This is a genomic window from Chitinophaga sp. RCC_12 (assembly GCF_041360695.1).
Classification (GTDB): Bacteria; Bacteroidota; Bacteroidia; order Chitinophagales; family Chitinophagaceae; genus Chitinophaga.
On record NZ_JBFUPS010000011.1, the window covers coordinates 219,313 to 240,619 of the forward strand.

General features: G+C 48.2%; 19 protein-coding genes. 12 read left to right on the top strand and 7 right to left on the bottom strand.

The genetic code is table 11. The features are described 5' to 3' along the window. Positions 1-49: 49 nt before the first annotated feature. Entirely contained in the window at positions 50-931 is an 882-nt protein-coding gene (locus AB6805_RS27280; protein ID WP_370912598.1) for a lysophospholipid acyltransferase family protein, read from the top strand. A 45-nt stretch (positions 932-976) separates the two neighbouring features. Further along, on the top strand, positions 977-2,008 hold the full coding sequence (locus tag AB6805_RS27285; RefSeq protein ID WP_370912599.1) for a fatty acid desaturase: 1,032 nt from the start codon (positions 977-979) through the stop codon (positions 2,006-2,008). On the opposite strand, the gene AB6805_RS27290 is transcribed toward AB6805_RS27285, so the two are convergent. Beyond that, the gene (locus tag AB6805_RS27290) at positions 1,956-2,660 is read right to left on the bottom strand and encodes a DJ-1/PfpI family protein (protein ID WP_370912600.1); all 705 of its coding nucleotides are present in this window, start codon (positions 2,658-2,660) and stop codon (positions 1,956-1,958) included. The two genes, AB6805_RS27285 and AB6805_RS27290, sit on opposite strands and share 53 nt — an antisense overlap. Positions 2,661-2,726: 66 nt before the next feature. Further along, positions 2,727-3,623 carry an aldo/keto reductase gene (locus AB6805_RS27295; protein WP_370912601.1) on the bottom strand — a complete coding sequence of 299 codons (897 nt, stop codon included), beginning with the start codon at positions 3,621-3,623 and terminating at the stop codon, positions 2,727-2,729. A 156-nt stretch (positions 3,624-3,779) separates the two neighbouring features. On the opposite strand from AB6805_RS27295, the gene AB6805_RS27300 reads away from it, so the two are divergent. The 3 genes from AB6805_RS27300 (at position 3,780) to AB6805_RS27310 (ending at position 7,032) form a co-directional block, all read left to right on the top strand. Beyond that, on the top strand, positions 3,780-3,983 hold the full coding sequence (locus AB6805_RS27300; protein WP_370912602.1) for a hypothetical protein: 204 nt from the start codon (positions 3,780-3,782) through the stop codon (positions 3,981-3,983). A 1,132-nt stretch (positions 3,984-5,115) separates the two neighbouring features. Further along, positions 5,116-6,069, top strand: coding sequence for an ADP-ribosylglycohydrolase family protein (locus AB6805_RS27305; protein ID WP_370912603.1), 954 nt, complete (start codon positions 5,116-5,118; stop codon positions 6,067-6,069). Positions 6,070-6,201: 132 nt separating this feature from the next. Then, a complete protein-coding gene (locus tag AB6805_RS27310; RefSeq protein WP_370912604.1) occupies positions 6,202-7,032 on the top strand; it encodes a DUF6515 family protein in 831 nt (276 codons plus the stop codon). 73 nt (positions 7,033-7,105) lie between these two features. Here the strand turns inward: AB6805_RS27310 and AB6805_RS27315 are convergent, their stop codons facing one another. Beyond that, entirely contained in the window at positions 7,106-8,749 is a 1,644-nt protein-coding gene (locus AB6805_RS27315) for a YgcG family protein (protein ID WP_370912605.1), read from the bottom strand. A 73-nt stretch (positions 8,750-8,822) separates the two neighbouring features. Here AB6805_RS27315 and AB6805_RS27320 point away from each other — a divergent pair, with 73 nt between their 5' ends. The 3 genes from AB6805_RS27320 (at position 8,823) to AB6805_RS27330 (ending at position 11,334) form a co-directional block, all read left to right on the top strand. Beyond that, positions 8,823-9,347, top strand: coding sequence for a hypothetical protein (locus tag AB6805_RS27320; RefSeq protein WP_370912606.1), 525 nt, complete (start codon positions 8,823-8,825; stop codon positions 9,345-9,347). 185 nt (positions 9,348-9,532) lie between these two features. Next, positions 9,533-10,630 (top strand): hypothetical protein, encoded by a 1,098-nt coding sequence (locus AB6805_RS27325; protein WP_370912607.1) that lies wholly within the window; start codon positions 9,533-9,535, stop codon positions 10,628-10,630. 239 nt (positions 10,631-10,869) lie between these two features. Next, entirely contained in the window at positions 10,870-11,334 is a 465-nt protein-coding gene (locus tag AB6805_RS27330; protein ID WP_370912608.1) for a VOC family protein, read from the top strand. A 200-nt stretch (positions 11,335-11,534) separates the two neighbouring features. On the opposite strand, the gene AB6805_RS27335 is transcribed toward AB6805_RS27330, so the two are convergent. After that, positions 11,535-12,269, bottom strand: a complete 735-nt coding sequence (locus AB6805_RS27335; RefSeq protein WP_370912609.1) for an anti-sigma factor — start codon at positions 12,267-12,269, stop codon at positions 11,535-11,537. Positions 12,270-12,272: 3 nt separating this feature from the next. Continuing rightward, positions 12,273-12,863: an RNA polymerase sigma factor gene (locus AB6805_RS27340; RefSeq protein WP_370912610.1), complete on the bottom strand. Its 591-nt coding sequence runs from the start codon at positions 12,861-12,863 to the stop codon at positions 12,273-12,275. A 117-nt stretch (positions 12,864-12,980) separates the two neighbouring features. Between AB6805_RS27340 and AB6805_RS27345 the strand changes: the two genes are divergently transcribed. The 4 genes from AB6805_RS27345 to AB6805_RS27360 all read left to right on the top strand — a co-directional run bounded on the left by AB6805_RS27345 (position 12,981) and on the right by AB6805_RS27360 (position 19,578). Further along, positions 12,981-14,087: a hypothetical protein gene (locus AB6805_RS27345; RefSeq protein ID WP_370912611.1), complete on the top strand. Its 1,107-nt coding sequence runs from the start codon at positions 12,981-12,983 to the stop codon at positions 14,085-14,087. Between the two features lie 106 nt (positions 14,088-14,193). Continuing rightward, positions 14,194-16,179, top strand: a complete 1,986-nt coding sequence (locus tag AB6805_RS27350) for a PKD domain-containing protein (protein WP_370912612.1) — start codon at positions 14,194-14,196, stop codon at positions 16,177-16,179. Positions 16,180-16,205: 26 nt separating this feature from the next. Continuing rightward, positions 16,206-18,863, top strand: a complete 2,658-nt coding sequence (locus AB6805_RS27355; RefSeq protein WP_370912613.1) for a CHAT domain-containing protein — start codon at positions 16,206-16,208, stop codon at positions 18,861-18,863. A 79-nt stretch (positions 18,864-18,942) separates the two neighbouring features. Beyond that, a complete protein-coding gene (locus tag AB6805_RS27360; protein ID WP_370912614.1) occupies positions 18,943-19,578 on the top strand; it encodes a DUF5710 domain-containing protein in 636 nt (211 codons plus the stop codon). On the opposite strand, the gene AB6805_RS27365 is transcribed toward AB6805_RS27360, so the two are convergent. Both AB6805_RS27365 and yhdJ read right to left on the bottom strand, forming a co-directional pair. Next, positions 19,573-20,427 carry a tol-pal system YbgF family protein gene (locus tag AB6805_RS27365; protein WP_370912615.1) on the bottom strand — a complete coding sequence of 285 codons (855 nt, stop codon included), beginning with the start codon at positions 20,425-20,427 and terminating at the stop codon, positions 19,573-19,575. The two genes, AB6805_RS27360 and AB6805_RS27365, sit on opposite strands and share 6 nt — an antisense overlap. Before the next feature lie 50 nt (positions 20,428-20,477). Beyond that, on the bottom strand, positions 20,478-21,305 hold the full coding sequence (gene yhdJ / locus AB6805_RS27370; RefSeq protein ID WP_370912616.1) for an adenine-specific DNA-methyltransferase: 828 nt from the start codon (positions 21,303-21,305) through the stop codon (positions 20,478-20,480). Positions 21,306-21,307 lie beyond the last annotated feature (2 nt).

Here is a 21,307-nt window from a genome sequence, read left to right on the forward strand (position 1 = left end):
ATTTACATTTTCAATAATACTTTTCGAAGTATCAAAAACCTGTGCCACATTGTCTGCTATTGCCTACTACTTACTGTTACCACTGATCTACGCGTTATCGCTACTGCCATTCCGTGTGCTTTACCTGGTTTCTGACGCAGTATATGTGTTGTTATATTACGTGATGGGCTACCGGAAAAAGGTGGTTCTTCAGAATTTGCGGAATTCTTTTCCTGAAAAGAGTGACGCAGAGATCCAACGTATATGCAAAGATTTCTATCATTACCTCTGTGATCTTTTCCTGGAAACGTTTAAAACGCTTACCATCAGCAAAACAGCGATGGTGAAACACTGCAGCTTTACACCGGCTACAGTGGAGCTTTTTAACCAGCTCGAAGCAGAGAAAAAAAGTGCGGTGCTTGTAATGGGGCATAAAGGAAACTGGGAATGGGCAGGAAATACGTTTAGCATACTATGCCGCCAGCAGCTTTATGTTATCTATCACCCGCTGGCCAACAAACATTTTAACGGTCTCATGTACCGCATGCGTACCCGCTTTGGCACCAAACTGATTGCCATGCAGGACACCTTCCGCGACATGGTCCAAAACCGCGGAGAAGTAAATGCCACTGCTTTTATCGCTGACCAGGCCCCACAACCGAAAACAGCGCAATGGCTCAACTTCCTTCACCAGGATACGCCTGTTTTCAAGGGTACTGAAAAAATAGCGCAGAAAATGAACTACCCGGTAGTATATGTAACCGTGCAACGCGAAAAGAGAGGCTACTACACTGTGTCAGCTGAATTACTGACCGCAACGCCGGCTGAAGAAAAAGACGGCGCTATTACCTCCGCACATACCCGTAAACTGGAAGAGGACATTGTTTCCCAGCCAGCAACGTGGCTTTGGTCGCACAAAAGGTGGAAACACAAACGCCCTGCCGTTATTTAATCATTTTACAAACAACAACTTAAGATAGATCATCCTACGACAATTATGCTGGAAGGGAAACAACTGATACTGGCTACCAAGCCATATGCGCGCGAAGAGAGAGCCAAAAGCTGGTTCTATACAATATCAACATTATTACTGTTGATGCTGGCCTTAACAGGCACCCTGGTATTGCCTAACCTGGTACTTAAAATAATGGCCAGTATTCTTTCCGGATTACTGATCGTAAGGATGTTTGTTATTTATCATGATCATCAGCATCATGCTATTCTGCATAAATCATGGTTAGCGGAAGCAATCATGGTTACTTTCGGGGTGTATGTGCTGGCGCCTTCCAGTATCTGGAAGCGTTCGCACGATTACCACCATAAACATAATTCGAAGTTGTTCAGCGCCAGCATTGGTTCCTACCCTATTATTACCCGTAAGAAATTTGAATCCATCACACCGGCAGAGAGGAGAACTTACCTGTTCAGCCGCCACCCGGTAACAATTGCAGCCGGTTACCTGTCGATGTTTATGATCGGTATGTGTGTGCAGTCTTTTTTAAGCAGTCCGCGTAAACACCTGGATTCTTTACTGGCGCTGATCATCCATATCGGTGGCAGCGCGGCGGTGATTTACTTCCTTGGCTGGCAAAGCTGGTTGTTGTTTATCCTCATTCCGTTTACCATTGCATGTGGACTGGGCGCCTATCTTTTTTATGCGCAGCATAATTTTCCGGGCGTTACGTTTAATGTAAACAAGGAATGGTGTTATGATAAGGCCGCATTACTGTCTTCCAGCTATATGGTGATGAATCCCGTAATGAAATGGTTTACCGGCAATATTGGCTATCATCATATTCATCACCTGAATGCACGTATTCCCTTTTACCGTTTACCGGAAGTAATGCAAAAGATCCCTGCCATGCAGTCTGTTAAAACCACCAGCCTGGGCTTCCGGGATGTGTGCGCCTGTTTCCGGCTGAAGGTATGGGATCCTGAACAAAACCGGATGATCAGCCTGCGCGAAGTACGTAGCATCAGGAGGGCCCTGCTGAGGAGGGAGCGCGATCCTGCAGTAGTTGCCGGATAATTTTCTTCCTGGCATCCAGCATCTGCGCGCTGAGTTCTTTTGCTTTTTGCAGCACCGGCAATCCCGCGGTATGTGGCGATCCTGCCCTGAATGGCGGCGCGGGATTATATTCCAGTTGCAGCTGTATAATTTTAGCCACTTCATCTCCGGCTATAAGTGCTGTCAGCACCAATCCGAAATCGATGCCTGCGGTTACGCCCCCGCCGGTAATGCGGCTCCGGTCTCTCACCACTCTTTCTTCTACCGTTTCCACACCGAACATCCGTAACAATTCCAGCGAACGCCAGTGGGTAGTCGCCCTGAATCCATCAAGCAATCCTGCCGCAGCCAGCACCAATGCACCGGTACAAACAGACGTGATATACTTTGCTTTTACCGCCTGATCCTGCAGGAACTTCAGCACTACAGCGTTGGTGAGTAACGCATTGATTCCTCTCCCACCGGGAACAAAAATGATATCCAGTTGCGGACAATCCGCCAGTGCTACCTGTGGCTGCAGTAACAGGCCGCCTTCCGCGCGGATAATACCAGTGGTTTCCCCGATAACGATCACTTCAAAACAGGGCGCCTTCACAAATACGTCGTAAGGGCCTGTAAAATCAAGGACGGTTAACTCAGGAAACAATAACATTCCAACTTTCAGTTTTTGCATAACAGCGGCTTTAAATGGGGTACAATATAATGCAGGCAGCATGAAGGCAGGGAGCAGCGCAAATCGCTACCGGTGCTGATCATACCTGTTTATGGCTACTGCCTGTTGCAGTTTTTTTATTTCATCCGGCGGTAATGCGGTTGCTTTCACAGCGCGCAGTGCATCTTCCAGTTGTGCGGGGGTGCGTATGCCTACCACAGCGCTGGCTACCGCCGGCTGCTGTAATACAAACCGCAGCGCCGTTTGCGCGGCATCCCGGGAAGCCGTGCTGAACGCTTTCACTGCAGCGGCGGCAGCGCTCACTTCTTCCGCGGTATAGTTCAGGTAAGGCGCGGCGGGTTTATTTACCAGCAGGCCTTTTGCCACACTTCCCCTTGCCAGCACACCGATGTTGTTTTCCAGTAATAAAGGGAACGCCGTTTCTTCCGGACGCCGGTCCAGCAGGCTGTATTGCATCATTACACTTACCATACCGGACCGCTGTACATATTCGCGGATCACATTGGGCCGGATGGAAGAGATGCCATAATACCTTATTTTCCCTTGCTGTTGCAGGATTTCAAAGGCCTCAATTGTTTCCTCAATTGGATCGTCAATAGTGCCTCCATGCAGCTGATACAAGTCGATATAATCTGTTTTCAGCCGTTGTAAACTTGCTTCTACAGCCGCCATGATATATGCTTTGCTGGGATTCCAGTCCCATCCGCTACCGTCTTCTTTCCACTGGTTTCCCACTTTAGTGGCGATGATTACAGATGATCTTCTGTCCCGCAGTGCTTTGCCTACGGTGATTTCATTTTGCCCGTGTTCATAGAGGTCGGCGGTATCAAAGAAATTGATTCCCTGGTCGCAGGCATGATGAAGAAGGCTTGCGTTAGCGGCATCATCATTTCCGAGCGACATGCAGCCGAATCCGATTTCACTGACGGCGAGGTCTGATTTTCCGAGGAGATGATATTGCATGCGTTTCCGGGTTTACGATGTTTTCAACAAGCGCTTTCTGTGAAAGTGCAGGTAACGAAGTTATCACCAAAACTTTCATTTTTCACATAAATCCGGTTTAAAATAGTGGGCTGTTTTGATAAACAGCCCCGATATCAATTTACGTCCACCTCAAAAATGAGCTATGTTGCAGTAAGCGCGGCATTGCCGCTGCGTTACCATGTGTTGGTCAGGAGATGGGGCCGCCTGGAAAAACAGCCCCTGTTTTTTAGTATGTCCGATCCATTGTTGAATGAATTTCGTCAGGATGATCCGGAGGAAGAAATCAGGACCATCTGGAAAGATGGTCCCTTCCTTTCCCAAATCAAATTGAACCTATGAAAAAGCGTTGTATCACGAAGACTGTTGCCAGCCTGGTTTTTAAAGACGGGGACCGCCTGGAAAAACAGTCCCCCGGTTTTCCGAATCAATCGCAGCATAAATGATCTCGTTTCTACACTGATCGGTTTAACGTATGGCTTTATATTTGAACAATATGGAGGGTATGCGCCTTCATATTGGTGATTCCGGTAATGGGGACCGTTTAGAAAAACGGTCCAGGGCATAAAGCTTCCATCGTGTATGTTGCACTCCAATAATCTTTTCATATAAAATTTTTATGGGATTGAAAAACAGGGGACTACCTGAATAAGTGGCCCCGTTTAACATGCGTCGCAAAGACTTCAACTAAATGTTCATCTCAATGTTAAAAAAACCGGACTGCCTGGAAAAACGGTCCGTTCTTGTATGTACTATCACCCCATGTGAATAGGATTTGATTGGTTAACTGTAGCCGGGAACAAACAATGAATACCTTTTAGCTGCAAGTTTACATGCCGCTCCCGTAACAACCATCCGGTAAAACCAGGTCTGACCAGTTACCGCATATCAATGCCGGTAATACATCACCATTTTCCTATGCCTGATCTTCCTTAACCCTGATCAGGACCTGGCGTACCGAAAGCAACAGCTGTTCTGCTAATTCAACACAAAAAAAAATAACTGATAGTGGTAATGTCCAAGAAATGTGCATGTTTGAAAATGCCGGTTGAACAAAAAAGATTGCATGTGGGTTAATTTTCGTTTTCAATAAATAAATACAAGGAATAGCCAGCTATTTGGCGCTGCTAATAATGGTTGAATAACCTTTGTATTGTAACCGGGTTAACTGTGACAACAAGGTTATATAAATGCTCCAGACAAACTAAAAAACGGATTTTCGGTAATTCTTTTCAGCGATATGTTCATCGTGATAAAGCAAAGGTAGGAAGTTACCGTTCCCGGAGAACAGGTTTTGCAGCCATTATGACAATGAACAATCCTGAATGGAACAAAAAAATGCTGAATAAAATGAATACCGGAGATCAAAAAATTTGTTGTATAAATATCATATTCTGATGGTCAGAATTAACAAATCAACCGTATATTCATTGCTATAATTTCATATGTACCTTAACGTTAGTTATTCTATCCCATGCAACAACAAATTACAGGCGCTTTTTACGGTATCGCTATCGGCGATGCATTGGGCGTACCGGTAGAATTCAAAACGCGTAGTTATCTCTCAGAAAATCCCATTACTACCCTCACGGGATATGGATGCTGGAATCAGCCTCCCGGTACCTTTTCAGATGATTCCTCCCTCACTTTCTGCACAGCGGAGAGCCTGATAACCGGTTACAACCTTCAAAACATAGCGCAGTCGTTTGTACGCTGGTCATCGGAAGGTTACTGGGGGGCGCATAACGAGGTATTTGATATTGGTCATACTACCCGCCGGGCGCTGCTGAGGGTAAGTACCGGCACGTCGCCGCTGGTAAGCGGTGGATTTGAGGAATTTGAAAATGGCAACGGATCTTTAATGCGCATGATGCCACTCGCCCTGTTCCTCACCAATGAAAATGATATCCATACCCGGTACCAGGTTATCCGGGAAGTGTCTGGCATCACGCACCAGCATTTCCGCTCGGTACTGGGCTGTTTTATCTACGTGGAATTTCTCCGGGCGCTGCTTTCCCTGAAAGACCTCCGGGAGGCTTATTTGCAGATGCAGCGGGGTGTAAACGCCTACCTGGGCACCCAACCTTTTAACCCGGCGGAAATAAAGCTTTATGAGCGTGTATTACAGCAAAATATAGCCGCTATCCCTGAACAACAGATCCTTAGTTCCGGGTACGTAATACATACCCTGGAAAGCGCCCTCTGGTGCCTGCTCACTACGCAGGATTACCAAAGCTGCGTGCTCACTGCTGTAAACCTGGGAGGAGATACGGATACCACCGGCGCAGTGGCTGGTGCGGCGGCGGGCATCCACTACGGGTTTGACCAGCTGCCTGCACAGTGGATAAACCAGGTGGTAAAATCAGCTGAAATAGGAAATCTCGCCAAACGCTTTATGGCAGCCATTAATACCACCAGCACCCAGTAAACAGCCGCATTTCAGCAAACCGGCCGCATTTTTGCATTATATGGTATTGCAGTTAAACTTCAAGCCCCCTTTACCGTCTAATAACTGACAGCGAAAGAGAACTGAAGAGACGATTACCAAATGTTAAAAAAAATGAAAAACAGACTTTATATACTGTTTGTGCTGGTTGGCCTGTTGGGCACATTTACAGTAAGCAACGCCTATGCGCAACGTGTTAGCTCAGGCCAGGGCGGTGGCCGCGGTGGAGGTCATCATGGCGGTGGCGGAGGATTCCGGTCAGGCGGTAGCGGCAGGGTATACGCGTCCCCCCGCATGTATTCACCAAGGGTAGTAGCTCCGGTAAACAGAGGCTATTATCACGGTTATCGCGGTCCCGTTTACCGCGGACGTGTATATTACGGACGTCCCTGGTACAGACCTTACTATAACCCGTTCTTCCCGCCAGTGGGATTATATGTTTCCTCACTGCCTTTCGGTTACTTCTCCCTGGGCGCCTCCTTTGGTCCGATGTACTATTACGGAGGAACCTATTACCAGTCGACCGGCGATACCAAAGGCTATAAAGTAGTGGAAGCTCCCGTCGGCGCAGCAGTACCGGACCTGCCGGAAGGTGCGGAAGAAATACAGGTAGACGGAAATACCTATTACGAACTGAATGGCACCTATTACCAGGAGTCCATGACGGATAACGGCAGACGTTATGTAGTAGTTGGCAAAAATGGTAAAATAGGTGATAAAACAGTAACCATTAATGACGACCAGGGAAATAACAATCCCGATAACGGCGCAGGCAACAGTGGTACAGATATGGTTTCACAGCTGCCGGATAACAGCCGCTCCGTGAACATCAACGGTCAGCAGTATTACTTATCACCAGACGGCATGTACTACCAGGCTGTTCTGAACAGCGATAATTCTATCGCAGGATATAAAGTGGTTGGTAAAATGAATGCCGATAATTAAAACAACATAGTTATTCAGTTTAACAGGAGAGCCGGTTTTACACCGGCTCTTTTTTTATTCCGGGAGAAAAAATTTACCAGCTGCTGCTTGCTCCGCCACCGCCCGAAGATCCGCCGCCCCAGCTGGAAGAAGAGGACGACGAAGAAGAGCTTCCGGAAGAAGAAGATGATGATGATTTGGATATCTTCGGAATAACAAACTGGTAGTCGTGTGCATAAGCACAAAATGCGCAGGCATATTCCTTGATGCCCCATCCTTCGGAGGAAGTGGTGGCACGCTTTTTTGTTACCGTTTTATTACACTTGTAGGTTTTATGTTTGCACGACGGACAATCTGCCAGCGCGGAGCGCATATTCGTATAATTCAGTACTGTTTGGGTATTGCACGTATCGCAGCGCCATACGTCATAGTCAACCGAGTCCAGTTTTTCCTCCACCACCTGCCCCTTTTCCAGGTAAGTGTTATCTTCTGTTTCGTCCAGTTTGTGCATGGCATGTGTGCATTGCGGGCAATCATACACGTCGTTCCGCAGATGATTAAGCCGGTTCTTCAGCCACATCATATACAGCCATAAATACGGCAGCGGGAACACGTAACCGGCAATCCGCAGATCCCTTCTCAATACCTCCAGCCGCAACCATTTCAGGTGGCGGTCATCATTTCTCAGCATCACTGCAGCACGGAGCATGATCAGCAACACCGCTGCATGCATAAACACCAGCCACACCAGGTAGTAGATCAGGAATACTTTCAGAAAGCCTACATCCGTGTGCCGCTTTGTAGCGATATAAAAAATGGTATAAAAAGCGATGGCGTGAATAATGATCAGGCCAATCCAGCGGGGACGCAGGAATTCATTGGGAACAGCCGTTATAGCCAGTGGCTCCGCATCCGGATCATCTTCGCGCCGCTTTACCTTTTTCCCGAAGAAAACATGCATCATTGCCGCCGAGGCGAATAACCAGAAGATAATGGCAGTAAACGAGAAATCGCCGGTATAGTCATTGGAAGCGGAATTGGTAGCCTGCTCTGTACTGGCAAATGATTGGGGGGCTACGTCTATTACGTCGCCATCTGTCGCAGGCACGGTGGCCGGCGTGGTAGCCTCATCTCCGGCAATGACTACGATATCGGGAGCCATCAGGGAGGAATCCGCCCGTGGCAGATCCGGCAGCATATTGTATGCATAGTTGCCGTTATCAAACAGGGAGGCCACCGACTTAATACCGTCCGTAAAGGCTGCATCATAGTTGTGCTCTTTGATGCGCGGGATCATATATTCCTGCTGGATGCGGAAACAGATAATATCCGGCATATCTGCCTCAAGGCCATATCCCGTTTCAAATTCAAGTTTACGGGCATCTTCCACCATCAGGATCAGCAGCCCGTTATTTTTTTCCTTATCTCCTATTTTCCAGTAATTAAACAGCTTATGGGCAAAGTCGCGCGTTTCATTGTCGCCGATACTGTGCAGTATTACCACCGCCACCTGCGCCTTACCGGCGTTATCCAGGGCAGATAACTTTTCATTCAGCTCATTCATGGCAGCTGCTGAAATCAGCTGGTCGGGATTACTTACATACCCGCCGCCGGATTTCTTTGGATCCGGTACATCCTCCACACTGAACTTTTGTTTTTTGCTTTGATTACACGACGCCAGGAAACCAATCAGCAATGCCAGCAACAAGCATCTCAATAAAAACGGTTGATACTTCATCAGAATATTTTCTGTGCCGAAGATATGTTTATTTAATTTTTTCTTTCAACAGAAGAAAGTATTTTAACTGCCAATGAAGCCCGTAGTAACCACCTGGATAATAATATTATGCTTTGCCGCGACCCGCAGTTTTGCACAGGCCAAAACTGCCGACACCACCACGAAACCACCGGTACAACTGAAAACAGTGAATATTGTCCGGTATAATTTTTTTAAAGATTCTGCCGCCTTCCGGGAAGAATACAGCAAAGAGATGACCTTCCGCCGGCCCAAATGGTTCGAAGTTTACAAGATCACCGCCGTAGATATCAACAAACTATACCGGGTTACGCAGTTTAAGAAGAATAAAAAGAAGATCGCCTTCAAACATATGTTGCTGGATAAAGAACAGGAGATGTACGTAAACAGTGTATACACCCCCTCCATGGTGAATAAAGTGACCCGGCTCGATGGCGACAGTCTCCAGCTTTTTATGCGGTACTACCGCCCGGAATATTCATTTATTAAAAACGCTTCCGATTACGACATCTACGCGGATATAAAAAAGCACTACGGGGCATTTATTAAAACCCGCGACAGTATACCATCTCCACCATAAAACACGCCGCACCGGCATTTCTTTGGCGTCCCCTGCCTCTAAAAATACTATATTTCAGTATCCATACGTTTTACTAATTCCCGCTATTATTGCGGTAATGGTAACTGCTGTGGCAAAGATTACATAAATTAGTGATCTCAAACCAGTTAACGTTGTTAGTTTTAAAGATTCTCAATACAGCTCACATGAAAAGGCTTTTCATATTGGTTGCCCTTCTCGTGCCGGTGGTACTCACGGCGCAAACGAAACTCAGTCAAAATATCGTAGACGATTTCTCCGCCCGGGTGGCCGCTCATTACCAGCTGCCGCATGATTCCATCACCGGGTACATCGCAGAACAGCTCACCCGCAGCGGTAATGCCGGCCTGGATATCGACTCTACTGTTTTTGACCTGAAAAAAGACCCGGTAGCTTTCGATGCCGCCCTGAAATACCTTTACCAGTACAGCGACTGTAACCGGCAACGGTTTATTACCAACCTGCGCAGTATGGGACTTCAAACCAACAGCGTATTTCCCATTGCCACCTACACTGCCAACAAGTATAAGGGCGAAGTAAAAGCGCTCATGGAAGATAAAACGGATTTCCTGGCCACCTATACAGGCCCGGTAACCGGTAAAAAGCCACCTGCTACCATTGCGGAAGTAGCAGCAGCCAACCAGGCAGCTGCCACCGCTCCGGCCAGTACCAGCAGCAGCAACGAAAGCACCGCCACCACGACAACAGGCAATGCGGAAGCTACCACCCCTGCTGCACCGGCAGCGGATACACGTAACTGGGAAGTACGTCCCCTGTTCCAGGTACGCACCCCGGAACAACTGGTGGAAATGTACGGCGCCAATAACGTTACCCAGCATGATGCCATCAACCTCTCCGGCGAAAAAGAAGGCGAGGCTTACCTGATCTATCCTGATACCGACAATGAACTGGAAGTACAGTTTGACGGCGAAAACGGCAACATCCTTACCTTTTCGCACTACCCCTCCAAATGGAAATCGCCTTATGGCATCAAAGCCGGCGACCCACTGGATAAACTCATCAAGGTAAATGGCCGCCCCTTTAAGCTGAACGCCTTTGAATGGACCAACGGCGGAATGGTATCCAGCTGGAACGGCGGCGCCCTGGAAGGCAAAAGCGTGATCGTTATACTGAAAGCCAATAACACCGGCGATCCCAAGCAATACGACCAGGTCACCGGCGACAAAATACTCCGCTCCGATATGCCGGCACTGAAAAAACTGGACGTGGTTATTGAATCGGTGGCATTCAAAGCAGCGAATTAAGCGGATTTTGTCTTTCTCAGGATTACGCTGATTTTACAGATTAATTTGATTTTTACTTTTTGATTTTATTTGGATTTTAAAAGATTTTGGGAGATATCAGCGGGTATATCGCTTGTATCTCCCAAAATCTTTTAAAATCAAAATAAAATCAAAAAAAGTAAATCAGTAAAATCAGCGTAATCCTGAGAAAGACAACATCCGCTCTTGCACTTTTCATTTGTGCTCATTATCTTGTTTGTATGAAAAAGTTTTTATTATCCGGCGGCCTCCTCTTTCTGGCGCTTACCGGTATTTCTATTCACATGAGCGGACAAGCAAAGAAGTATCCATCGCTGAACCACATGGCGTTGTACGTAGTAGATCTGAAAATAAGCACGGAATTTTACCGGGATATTATTGGGCTGGAACCAATGGACGAGCCCTTTAAAGATGGAAGACACAGCTGGTTCAAAGTGGGTGAGAACAGCCATGTACACGTTATTTCCGGCGCAGCCAAAGCCACTGCGCACGACAAAAACACGCACCTTTGCTTCAGCGTGCCCGATATGCAGGCTTTCGTGGAAGTATTGAAAAAGCACCAGATTCCTTTTGAAGACTGGCCAGGCAAAGCGGGCGCTATCAACAAAAGAGTGGATGGCGTACAGCAGATCTACCTCCGTGACCCGGATGGCTACTGGCTGGAGATCAATGACGATAAATACTGATCATACGCGGATTTTGTCTTTCTCGCTGATTACGCTGATTATACTGATTAGTTTGATTTTTACTTTTGGATTTTTTCTGATTTAATAATTAAGGGAGATAAGAGCGAATATATCCGCTTCTATCTCCCTTAATCCTTTATAAAATCCAAAAGTAAAAATCAAACTAATCAGCGTAATCAGCGAGAAAGACAAAATCCGCGTTATTTCAACTCTTTCTCCAGCGCAGCAGCTTTCGCTGCAGCAGAGGCATCGGCCGGGATTTTCTTTAACCAGGTCAATGCCTCTTTTTTATGCTGCGCCTGTGCGTGATACAGGGCAATATAAAACACGGCATCATATTTAAATACTGATTCCCCTTCGTATACTTTTACCAGGTCTTTCATACCTGTTTGCACCGCACCCGTTTGGATAAGGGCTATTCCCCGGTAATAAAGGGCGGTTTGACTGCTACTGTCTGTTTTGAGATAGGTGTCCAGCAAAGGAATCACCTTCGTGTAGGCCTTCTCGTTAAAATATAATGCAGCAGACTGTAACAGCGTATCCTCACTGTTTCCCCGCTCCGCGGCTACCTGCATTTCAATGTTGCCATAGGTATCCATATAGCCGGTATCGTGGGAATAAAAGCGGAATAAGAAGATCCCTCCCAGCACCGCTGCGGCCATACCAATTGTGACCAGGTACTTTTTAAAACCCACCACTTTCCCTGTACGCCGGAAATGTTCAGCGCGCTGTGCCTCCAGGATGGTTTTCAACTGCTGAAGCCCCGGATCAGGCTTTAAGCGGTCCGACAAGGCAGCAGTGACCTCGCGGTATTGCTGTACCGATGCCGACAAAGCAGCATCTTCCCGGAGGGCCGCTTCAAAATGCAGCAGTTCCTCCGGCTGCATGTCGCCTTCTACGTAACGGATAATATCTTCCTGGTTATAAGCAGCCATACACTAAATTTTCTGAGCCTGAATATAGGATAACAATGTAGCCATGCACTCCGATTTTTTCTTCCGCAGATAACCATAGGAAACCCCCATGGCCGCTGCAATTTTTTCCTGGGCTTCACCGGTCAGCGATTGCCGGAGAATTTCCCGGCACTTCTTCCCCAACCGTTCAAACTGTGCCAGGTACATGCCCACCCGCGCTTCCTCTTTCACCACCTGTTCGGCCGCGGCAAATACATCTTCTCCCACATCATATAAATCATCGAGCCTTTTTGTTACCGGCTGACGGCCTCTTTTTTTTAGTTCATTCAGCCATTTCCTTTTACAGATCAATAAAAAGAACGGTTCAAAGGGACAGGTAAGCTGCAGCTGTTTGTACTTTGCCTGGTGATATACATCTATAATGGACTCCTGGAAAATATCGGCAGCATCATCTTCCGTACCCTGGTGTTGCAGGATATGGTGTTTGATCTTTCCCGCAAAACGCTGATAAATCTCCTGCACCAGCAACGTATCGTTCTGGAGCAGTCCTTCAAGGTATCGCTGGTCGGGGTGAATACTCATCTGGAAGTGATTCGCATGGGTTGACAGGAACATGCGCTGACTAAAAGTACATCTTTCTAAAAAAATATTCCGGAAAGGGGGTAACAAAATAAAAAGGCTGTTGATCTACTATCAAACAAGCAAAAACATTACTCAACAAAAATATCTTTTATGAAAGCGATTACCTTAACGTCGATCACCTGCCTGGTAGCTGCCGCACTGGCCATTTCTTCCTGTAAAAAGAATAACAGCCAGGAAATACCCGGCCCGGAAAAAGGCCAGGACGCTAAAATGCTGGCCGAATTCCTTGACAGTCACGCCCAACCATTTGAACACTTCAGCATAAATGCAGCAGCGGGCGGTGTTATCACTACCAGCCAGGGAACAAAATTCAATATTCCTCCCAATGTTTTTATTACTGCCGGCGGGGCACCTGTTACGGGCGCAGTAGATATCAGTATCAAAGAAATCAGGGATGTGAGCAGCATGATCCTGTCGGACAAAGCAACTGTTACTGCCGATGGGAAGATGCTGGTATCATTTGGAGAATTTTTTGTAAGAGCCGTCCAGAACAATCAGGACCTTGGCCTGCGACCGAAGAATGATACCGGCAAAGGCATCATGGTACAGGTACCCGCCAGGCCGGCAGATAACGTAATGAATGGCATGAAAGAAGTGCCGATGTGGAACGGCGACACCACCGTATCTGTTACCCAGCACGGCTTTAGCTACATCAACCAGCCCGTGACCATTACCACCGAGCACACTATTTCGAGGGGCGTGTTATGGAACCAGATCCAGAGCAGTTATGCACTGTTCAATTCATCCAATGGCTCCATGAACTTCCGGCTCGACAGCCTTATCCGGTGGGTTAACTGCGATGGCCTGGCTAATATGCCTAATCCTAAAACCACGGTGATGGCTTATTTCACCAACCACTTTAACAATGAAACAGGCAGCAGCTACGGCGGCGAACAACCCAGCATGCTGTTCTTCAAACCCAAAAACTATAATACACTGGTAAAATTCTACAACGTTATTATGACGCCTCCCGCTGGTAAAGAAGGCTTCCATAGCTACCAGACCTCCATCCCTGTAGGAATTGAAGGCACCTTCCTCGCTATCAGCGCTGTAAATGGCCAGCTGTATGCAGAACAGAAAACAGTTACCATCGGCACACCGGCAGGCAGCGATAACTATTCCACCGTAAGCTTTGATCTGCAGGCCGTGGATGCCACTACGTTGTTGTCGTTAATTAACAGCATGAATTCCAAATAACCGGCCTGTTATCCGTTTACAAGTACTCCAAATCTGAAGGCAATAAGTCAATCCCCCGGTTGGCTTATTGCTGCTTTTATATAATATTTATTTATATTTATGTTATATGCAACCTACAGCTCTCCTGGCAGCACTATTCCTTTTCTTTCAAAGCGTTGTGATGGCGCAATCCCCTGTACCTCCATCATTTCCACAGGATACCCTTCCTCCGGAAATTGAAGTACAAGGTAACGACGACAGTATGCACCTCATTGCAAAGCTGCGCCCACTGCGCCAGATAGCCGGTGCTCCCGCCTCTTTTTACACCTATTTCTGGGAACTGGGAGATGGCACCTTCAGTTTTAGTCCAACGCCGGAACTGCACTATAAAGATACCGGCACCTACCAGGTACGCCTATACGCTACCAATAACTACGACGATGGTAAGGCGCCGCCCACCAAACCCAGGCCCATAAAGGTGAAGAAGCCCGTAAAAAACAGCGCCTGGGCTTCCCGTTTCTTTCACGGAAATGGGAATATAGAGATGAAGATAAACCGGAACCCCAAACCGGGCGAAGACTTCATGGCGCTCATTGGTTACCGGAATATGGCCGGCGACGCAGGCAGCGGCACCATCCTGTTGTTTTATAACGAGAAACAGTTTGGGCATGCTGCATTTGATCTCACAGAAAAAAGAAGTTATCATGGGGAAGACAGCAGCTCCCTGCAATCCTTGCTGGCCCAACTGGAAACACCCGGTATTGAACCCGACGTAGCACTGGCCCGTGGCCCCCATGCCGGCTTACCCGCAGTGAACAACGCCGCTGCCAAAGCTATGTTACAGGCCATGCAGGGCGCATATAGCAGTCATACCGTATTGCACTTCAGCAATGCCGGCAAAACGGCGGAACAATTCCTTTTCCTCAACATGCACACGCTTCCGGAAATGGTGCAGGACACCAATGCGACCGTTACCATGACCGCCATGATGGTGCCCGACAACGCGTTGGCGCAACCGGAAGTATATGAGCTGGAAATGGCCGTGGTAAATTCCCACGACCCCAACCGGCTGCAACTGCGGAAACACCGGATCAACTATCGTTTTATGGGAAAGAAAAAAGAACTGACCTATAAAATTCAATTCCAGAATACCGGCAAAGGGCCGGCAAAAAGAGTGGCCATCGGCATCGCCGTGCCACGGCAACTGAACACAGAAACCATACAACTGAAAGAAGTAAGCCCGGCCTGCATTGCCTGCGACTCCGCCTATCAGTCGCAAAGCTGTATTGACACCGTACGGACAAAAGACAGCATCTATTTTGTTTTCAGAAATATTTATCTCCCCGGCCTCCAGCAGGAAGGTGTTACCGATCCTGATTCCACCAAAGGATTTGTGCGGTATTCCATCCTGTTTAAAAAGAAACCTAAAAAGATTCCTTTCAGCAGCAGCGCGGCCATCATCTTCGATAAAAACGAGCCCATTTATACCAACCGCGCCACTGCCAGGTTTATCAAAGGATTTTCCCCCGGGATTATTGCCGGCTATACGTTTTCTCCTAACAGCGGCGACTATACGCTGAAAGGGCCGTTACAGCTCGGCGCAGTACTGGCGCCTTTTGCACCCGACCGTCCTTATTTCCAGGTGGAAGCCTTCGCCGGCCTGCTGGAAAAGGAATCTTCCGGAACAACCATCATACGCGATAAACGGGATACCACGGTAAACGGCCAGGTGTACCTGATCAGGGGCCGGAATGAACTCACTACCACCACGCGGCAGTCGCTGCAACTGGTGCCGTTACATTTCCGGTATAACCTCAGCAACTGGATCGGTGTAGGTATTGGTGCGATGGCGCAAATAAACATCGCTACCAAAACAACCACTGAGTCAAAAGTATACCTGACCGGTGTGCAGCAACCGGACGTAGTCACCAACACTGTCAGTAAAACGCTCAAAGATGATCCGCAATGGTTTGCCAGCATCAACGCGGCGCCCTTTGCCGATATACAGATAGGAAAAATAAAAAGCGGACCGGCAATAGGGTTGCGTTACCTGCGGCAGGTAACCGGTAACACGCCCGATCGTTTCTTTGTATACGCTATCTACAAACTGTAATAAATCATAACTTCAGCCATTATACCATGGCTGGAGCCCGATCATATATCACCAACCCGAAAAAAGTACTGCTGTTACTGGCGGTATCTGGTCTGTTGATTTCCTGGCAGGACCCAGCACCGGCAGTGCTGAAAAAACACGAGGCCGCCAACCGGCTGGATGAGTGGATCTACGCCTATATTCAATGCCCTGCCGCTTCGCCTGCAGAAAAGGCCGCACAGCTGAAAAGCGCTGCAGCCAATGCCTGGCGGGCGCCCCGGTCTACTGATGAAATACAGGCGTGGATGGACCTGCTCATTAACCATGGCTATTCCCTGTTGCAAAGCGGCGATATCATTTCCTCTACAGACGCTTACCAGCAAGCCTTTGAATGGGGCCGGCAACACACCTCCGTTACTGATCCCGGCCTGGTACTGGAATATATCCTGAAGCCGCTGGGTAACAATTATACGCGGCTCGGCGACTATGAACAGGCATTGTTTATTCACCGCATAGCGCTGGAATTTGCCCGTGAGCTCAACGATCGTCAGGCTACTGCAGCCACTTACAGCAATCTCGCCAACACTGCCGCCAACATGGGCCAGCTGGAACAATCGCTTCGATACTGCCGGGAAGGCTTGCTGCTGGCGGATCAGCGCAGTGCTACCTATGGTTTGCTGTTATCTGAGCAGGCAGATGCCTGCCAGCAGTTACACCAGTTTCCGGCGGCACAGCAAAGTATTGCGCAAAGTATCCGCATCCTGCAACAGCAGCCCGCCGGCAACCCGGAAGCCACGCACTGGTTGTTTATGGCCTATCAGCAGGCAGGTGATATTTATCTCGCTGATCCCAAAACCGCAGCGCAATACTACTTCCGTGCCCTGACCATGCCGGAAAGTCAGCGCACGCTGCGAAAGAGGGAACAGGCCCGCCTGTTCCTGCGCATCGCGAAGTTGCAGGTATCGGGGAAACAACCGGCAAAAGCCCTTCCCTGGCTGGATAGCTGCGCAAAAATATTACTACCCGGAAAGGATATACGTAAACTTACTACTGATGATATTTATGGGGAATACACCCTGCTGGATCTTCTCTTCACCACAGCATCGGTGTACCAGTCGCTCGGGCAACCCACTACAGCGCTGACCCTGTACCGCCTGAGCTTTACCGCAGAAAGGGAGCTGCGGCACCAGTATATATCGCCATCGGCTAAAGAAGCAGCTATATCAGATAGCCGTTACCGTTATGAAGCCGCTATTGCACTGGCCTGGCAGTGCTGGCAAACCACGCACCAGGCGGCGTACCAACTGGCTATCCTGCAGTTTATGGAAGATAGTAAGTCGCAGTTATTGTGGGAAGAAATGCAGCAGCAGTCCATTCATTCCGGCAACGATACTATCCAGAAACGAATCCGGCTGCTGGAGCAGGCGCAGCTCTACTACCGGAAAGAAGCACTACTCGGTAGTAAAAATGATAGCTTATTGCAGCTTCGCCAGCAGCGACTGGCCTGGGACCTGGCCACTTTAAGGAAAAAAGTACGGCAGACAGCACATAACGGCAATGAATTGTTTTCGCCCGACAGCCTGCTACAGCAACTGGCTCCCCGCCAGCGGATCCGGACTTACTTTGCGGGAGAGCATACCTTATACACTATAGAATCGGATCACCAGGGTATACGGTATGCGGATAGCACGCCGCTGGACCGTGATGCGATCCGCTATTTTAAGCAGCATTTTTTTGAAGAAGGGCCGGCGGCCATGGTGAACCATCCGAAGGCCTATCACCAGGCAGCATACCGCCTGTATACGCAAATATTTGCCGGGCATCCATTACAGGCCGGCTACAGTTACCTGCTGATGCCCGACGGTCCGCTCAACACACTCCCGATGGATGCCCTGATAACGGACCCTGTATACAAATCCTCCATTGGGCAATGGCCCTTCCTGGTGAAACAGGCAACGGTATCTTACGCTTATTCATTACGCACCTGGAACCTGCAGATGCAGGCCCATAGCAACCCCAAAGGCTTCAGCGGTTTCTTTATTTCGAGGCAGCGCACCGGATTACCGGATCTGCAGGGAGTGATGAAAGAAAAAGAGTTGCTGTCGCCGGTGATAAATAACGGGCAATGGTTTGTGAATGAACAGGCACACAGCCAACAGTTCAGGAATGCGTTGGAGCAATCGGGCATTGTGCATATCAGCACGCACGGGTTCACTCAAAAAGATAGCACCGCTGCCCCGCACCTCATGTTGTATGATGCGCCGTTCTATTTATTTGAATTGAATGGTATTGTCCGCCACCCGGCCCTGGTGGTACTGAGTGCCTGTAAAACCGGCGACGGCCGCCTGGTAACCGGGGAAGGCATCCAGAGTATGGCGCATGCTTTTATGGCGGGTGGCACGCCTGCAGTGGTAGCCGCTTACTGGAATGTAAACGATGCCACCGCTCCCCTACTGATGCAACAATTTTATCAGCAACTCACTATACAACACAATGCCGCCATCGCATTGCAACAGGCCAAGCTAAACTGGCTTAAAGACCCCATGGTAACGGACATGCATAAACTCCCCTATTACTGGGCTGCATTGAGCTTCCAGGGGAATACAGCGGCGGCAGTCCTGTCTTCTTCCCGTTTCTCCTGGTATTGGCTGCTTTTATTGCTGTTGATACCGGCCTTCCTGTTGGTACGCAAATGGATTCGTTAAGGAATCATGAACAGTCCACCGAATTCCCCTTTTTTTCCTTAAATTCATTGAAGAGAGTCTTCAGTCATATCCTGCTTTTATGTCATTACTACTGAATGTTCCCAACGCGGAAAAAGAGCATGCTGCATCTATGGGCGCCCAATGGGATCAGGTGGCGCGCGCCTGGTACTTACCGGAGGACCGGTACGACCGGCTCATAGAGGTGGCCCGGTGGATACCGGAAAAGCATCCTGCCATTATTCTGCCCACCGAAATAAGCATTGTGCAGGCCGGCAGGACGTGCTGGAAATGCCAGCACAACAACCGGGTAATAGCGCTTGCCGGCAATTATTTTTATGAGAAAGATATGAATGAGCGGGATGAGTCGGTATGGCTGGCGCAGGATTTCTTTACAGTATTCCAGCAGGTGTCGTCCATTTCAGATAACCTGCAAACGTTTCTGAATGATTACTATCCGCGTTACAAACGGGCCTGGTCAAATACACTGGGGAGTCATTGCTGGTCTAATCATTGCGAATCATGCGACAGCATCCAGGGCGACTGGTTCCTGTTTGATGAAGCAGGCAGCGTGTTTAATCCGACTGTAAGAGAAGAGGCTGCCCGGCTGACGATCAGGAACTACACCCTGAAATATGCGCCCCTGATCGATGCGGTTTATTCTCTCGGAGATCATGCACGGCTCATCAATGAATTTGCAGAAAGAGCGGATCTATAATTTCACATGTGTTTTCAGGAAAATAAAATAGCGGGGATCTTCTTCTGCAAAAATCTCCTTCCCCTCCAGCATATACGCCCGTAAAAGGTATTCCAGCGATTGATCATGCTGATTCAATTCATACAGGCTTTCCCCCAAACGTAAATTCACAAAGCCGTTGGCCTGTGCATCCGGGCCGTTTAAGGCGTCATAAAAGCTATTGGCAGCGGCCTCGTAGTGGCCTTTAAAGTAATACATATCACCGATGCTGGCATACAGCCAGGTACTGGCTTCCCAGTTCCGCGCCGGTTCCGGCAGGAGTTGCAAAGCTTCGGTAAACCGGGCAATGGCGCCATCAAAATCATCTGCATCCGCCAGTTCATTGCCAGCCTCAGATAAAGCTTCTACTTTTTCGTGGATATCTGCCGGCAGTTCTTCTTCCACTACAGTTGCCAGGCCGGAAAATACATGCAGGTATTTTTCATCCACCCCTTCAAATACGCGCCCGGCCGACTTATGCATAGCCGTAGTAAAATATTCTTCTGCTCCTTTCATATCCCCGTTTTCAAAACGGGCTTTACCCAGCACAAATTCACGTTCACCATCATCTGCATGCGCAGGATCGCATTGTTGTAAAGTATTTGCCCAGCGGAGCATGGCCGGGAAATCCTTTAATATGAAATAGGTTTCTGCAATGGCAAGGGCAATATGATAGCTTTCGTCATACCCCTCTTTGGGTATTGGCAACAGGTCCCAGGCTTCTTCCAGCTTCAATGCATACCTGGCAGGATCATTGTTTTCAAACAACACTTCTGCTTCTTCCCAGATGGCTTCAATAGCTGCCACAATTTTCTGATCGTGTAATTCCATATATCCTGTTTTAAAAAATCCCTGTACAACCGGAATTGTACAGCGGCCATTCAGATGATGCCGCTTTCGAAGGAGCGTATCTCACGTTGTAATTTTTCGCCTTTGTATTCTTCTGCGAGCTGCAATCTTCGCAGCCCGATCTTTACATATTCTTCCTGCACTTCTATACCGATGCAATTCCTTCCCAGCTCTTTAGCCACCGCGCAGGTAGTGAAAGTACCGGAGAACGGGTCCAGGATTACGTCTCCCGGGTTGGAACTGGCTTTAATGATACGTTCCAGCAGGGCAACAGGTTTCTGGGTGGGATGATTTTCATATTCATCCATGCGATAGCGTACCCGTGCAAAGTCCCATACATTCCCGGGAACTTTTTGCGTGTTATAGGCAGCCGGCGTGCTTTTCCGGTAATCGATCAGTTTTCTTTTTGCCCCTGTTTTAGCTTCAATGAGAATATCGGCTGCATTGAAGGTATAGTTGTTTTTATCATTTGCGCAAAACAGGATGGGCTCATACATGGACCCAAAGTATTTCCTGGCCTGCACGCCTGAGCTATCGTAGCTCCATACAATGCGGGAGAGAATATTGATTTTCTGACGCAGGTAAATATCAAAATAAGGCATGAACTGGGTGGCTGTCATCACATAAAAGCTGCCGGCAGGTTTGAGTTTCTTTAGGCAAAGGTCCAGCCACTGGTAGCACCAGTTAAGGTATTCTTCTTCTGTATCCCATTTTTCAATATGTCCATTAAAGTTTTTGCCGATATTATAGGGAGGATCGGCGAAGATGAGATCCACAGAATGATCCGGCACCAGCGTTTGCAGCGCCTGCAACGCATCTCCATGTATTATTGTATGATTGTGGTTACCGAATACTTCCATTT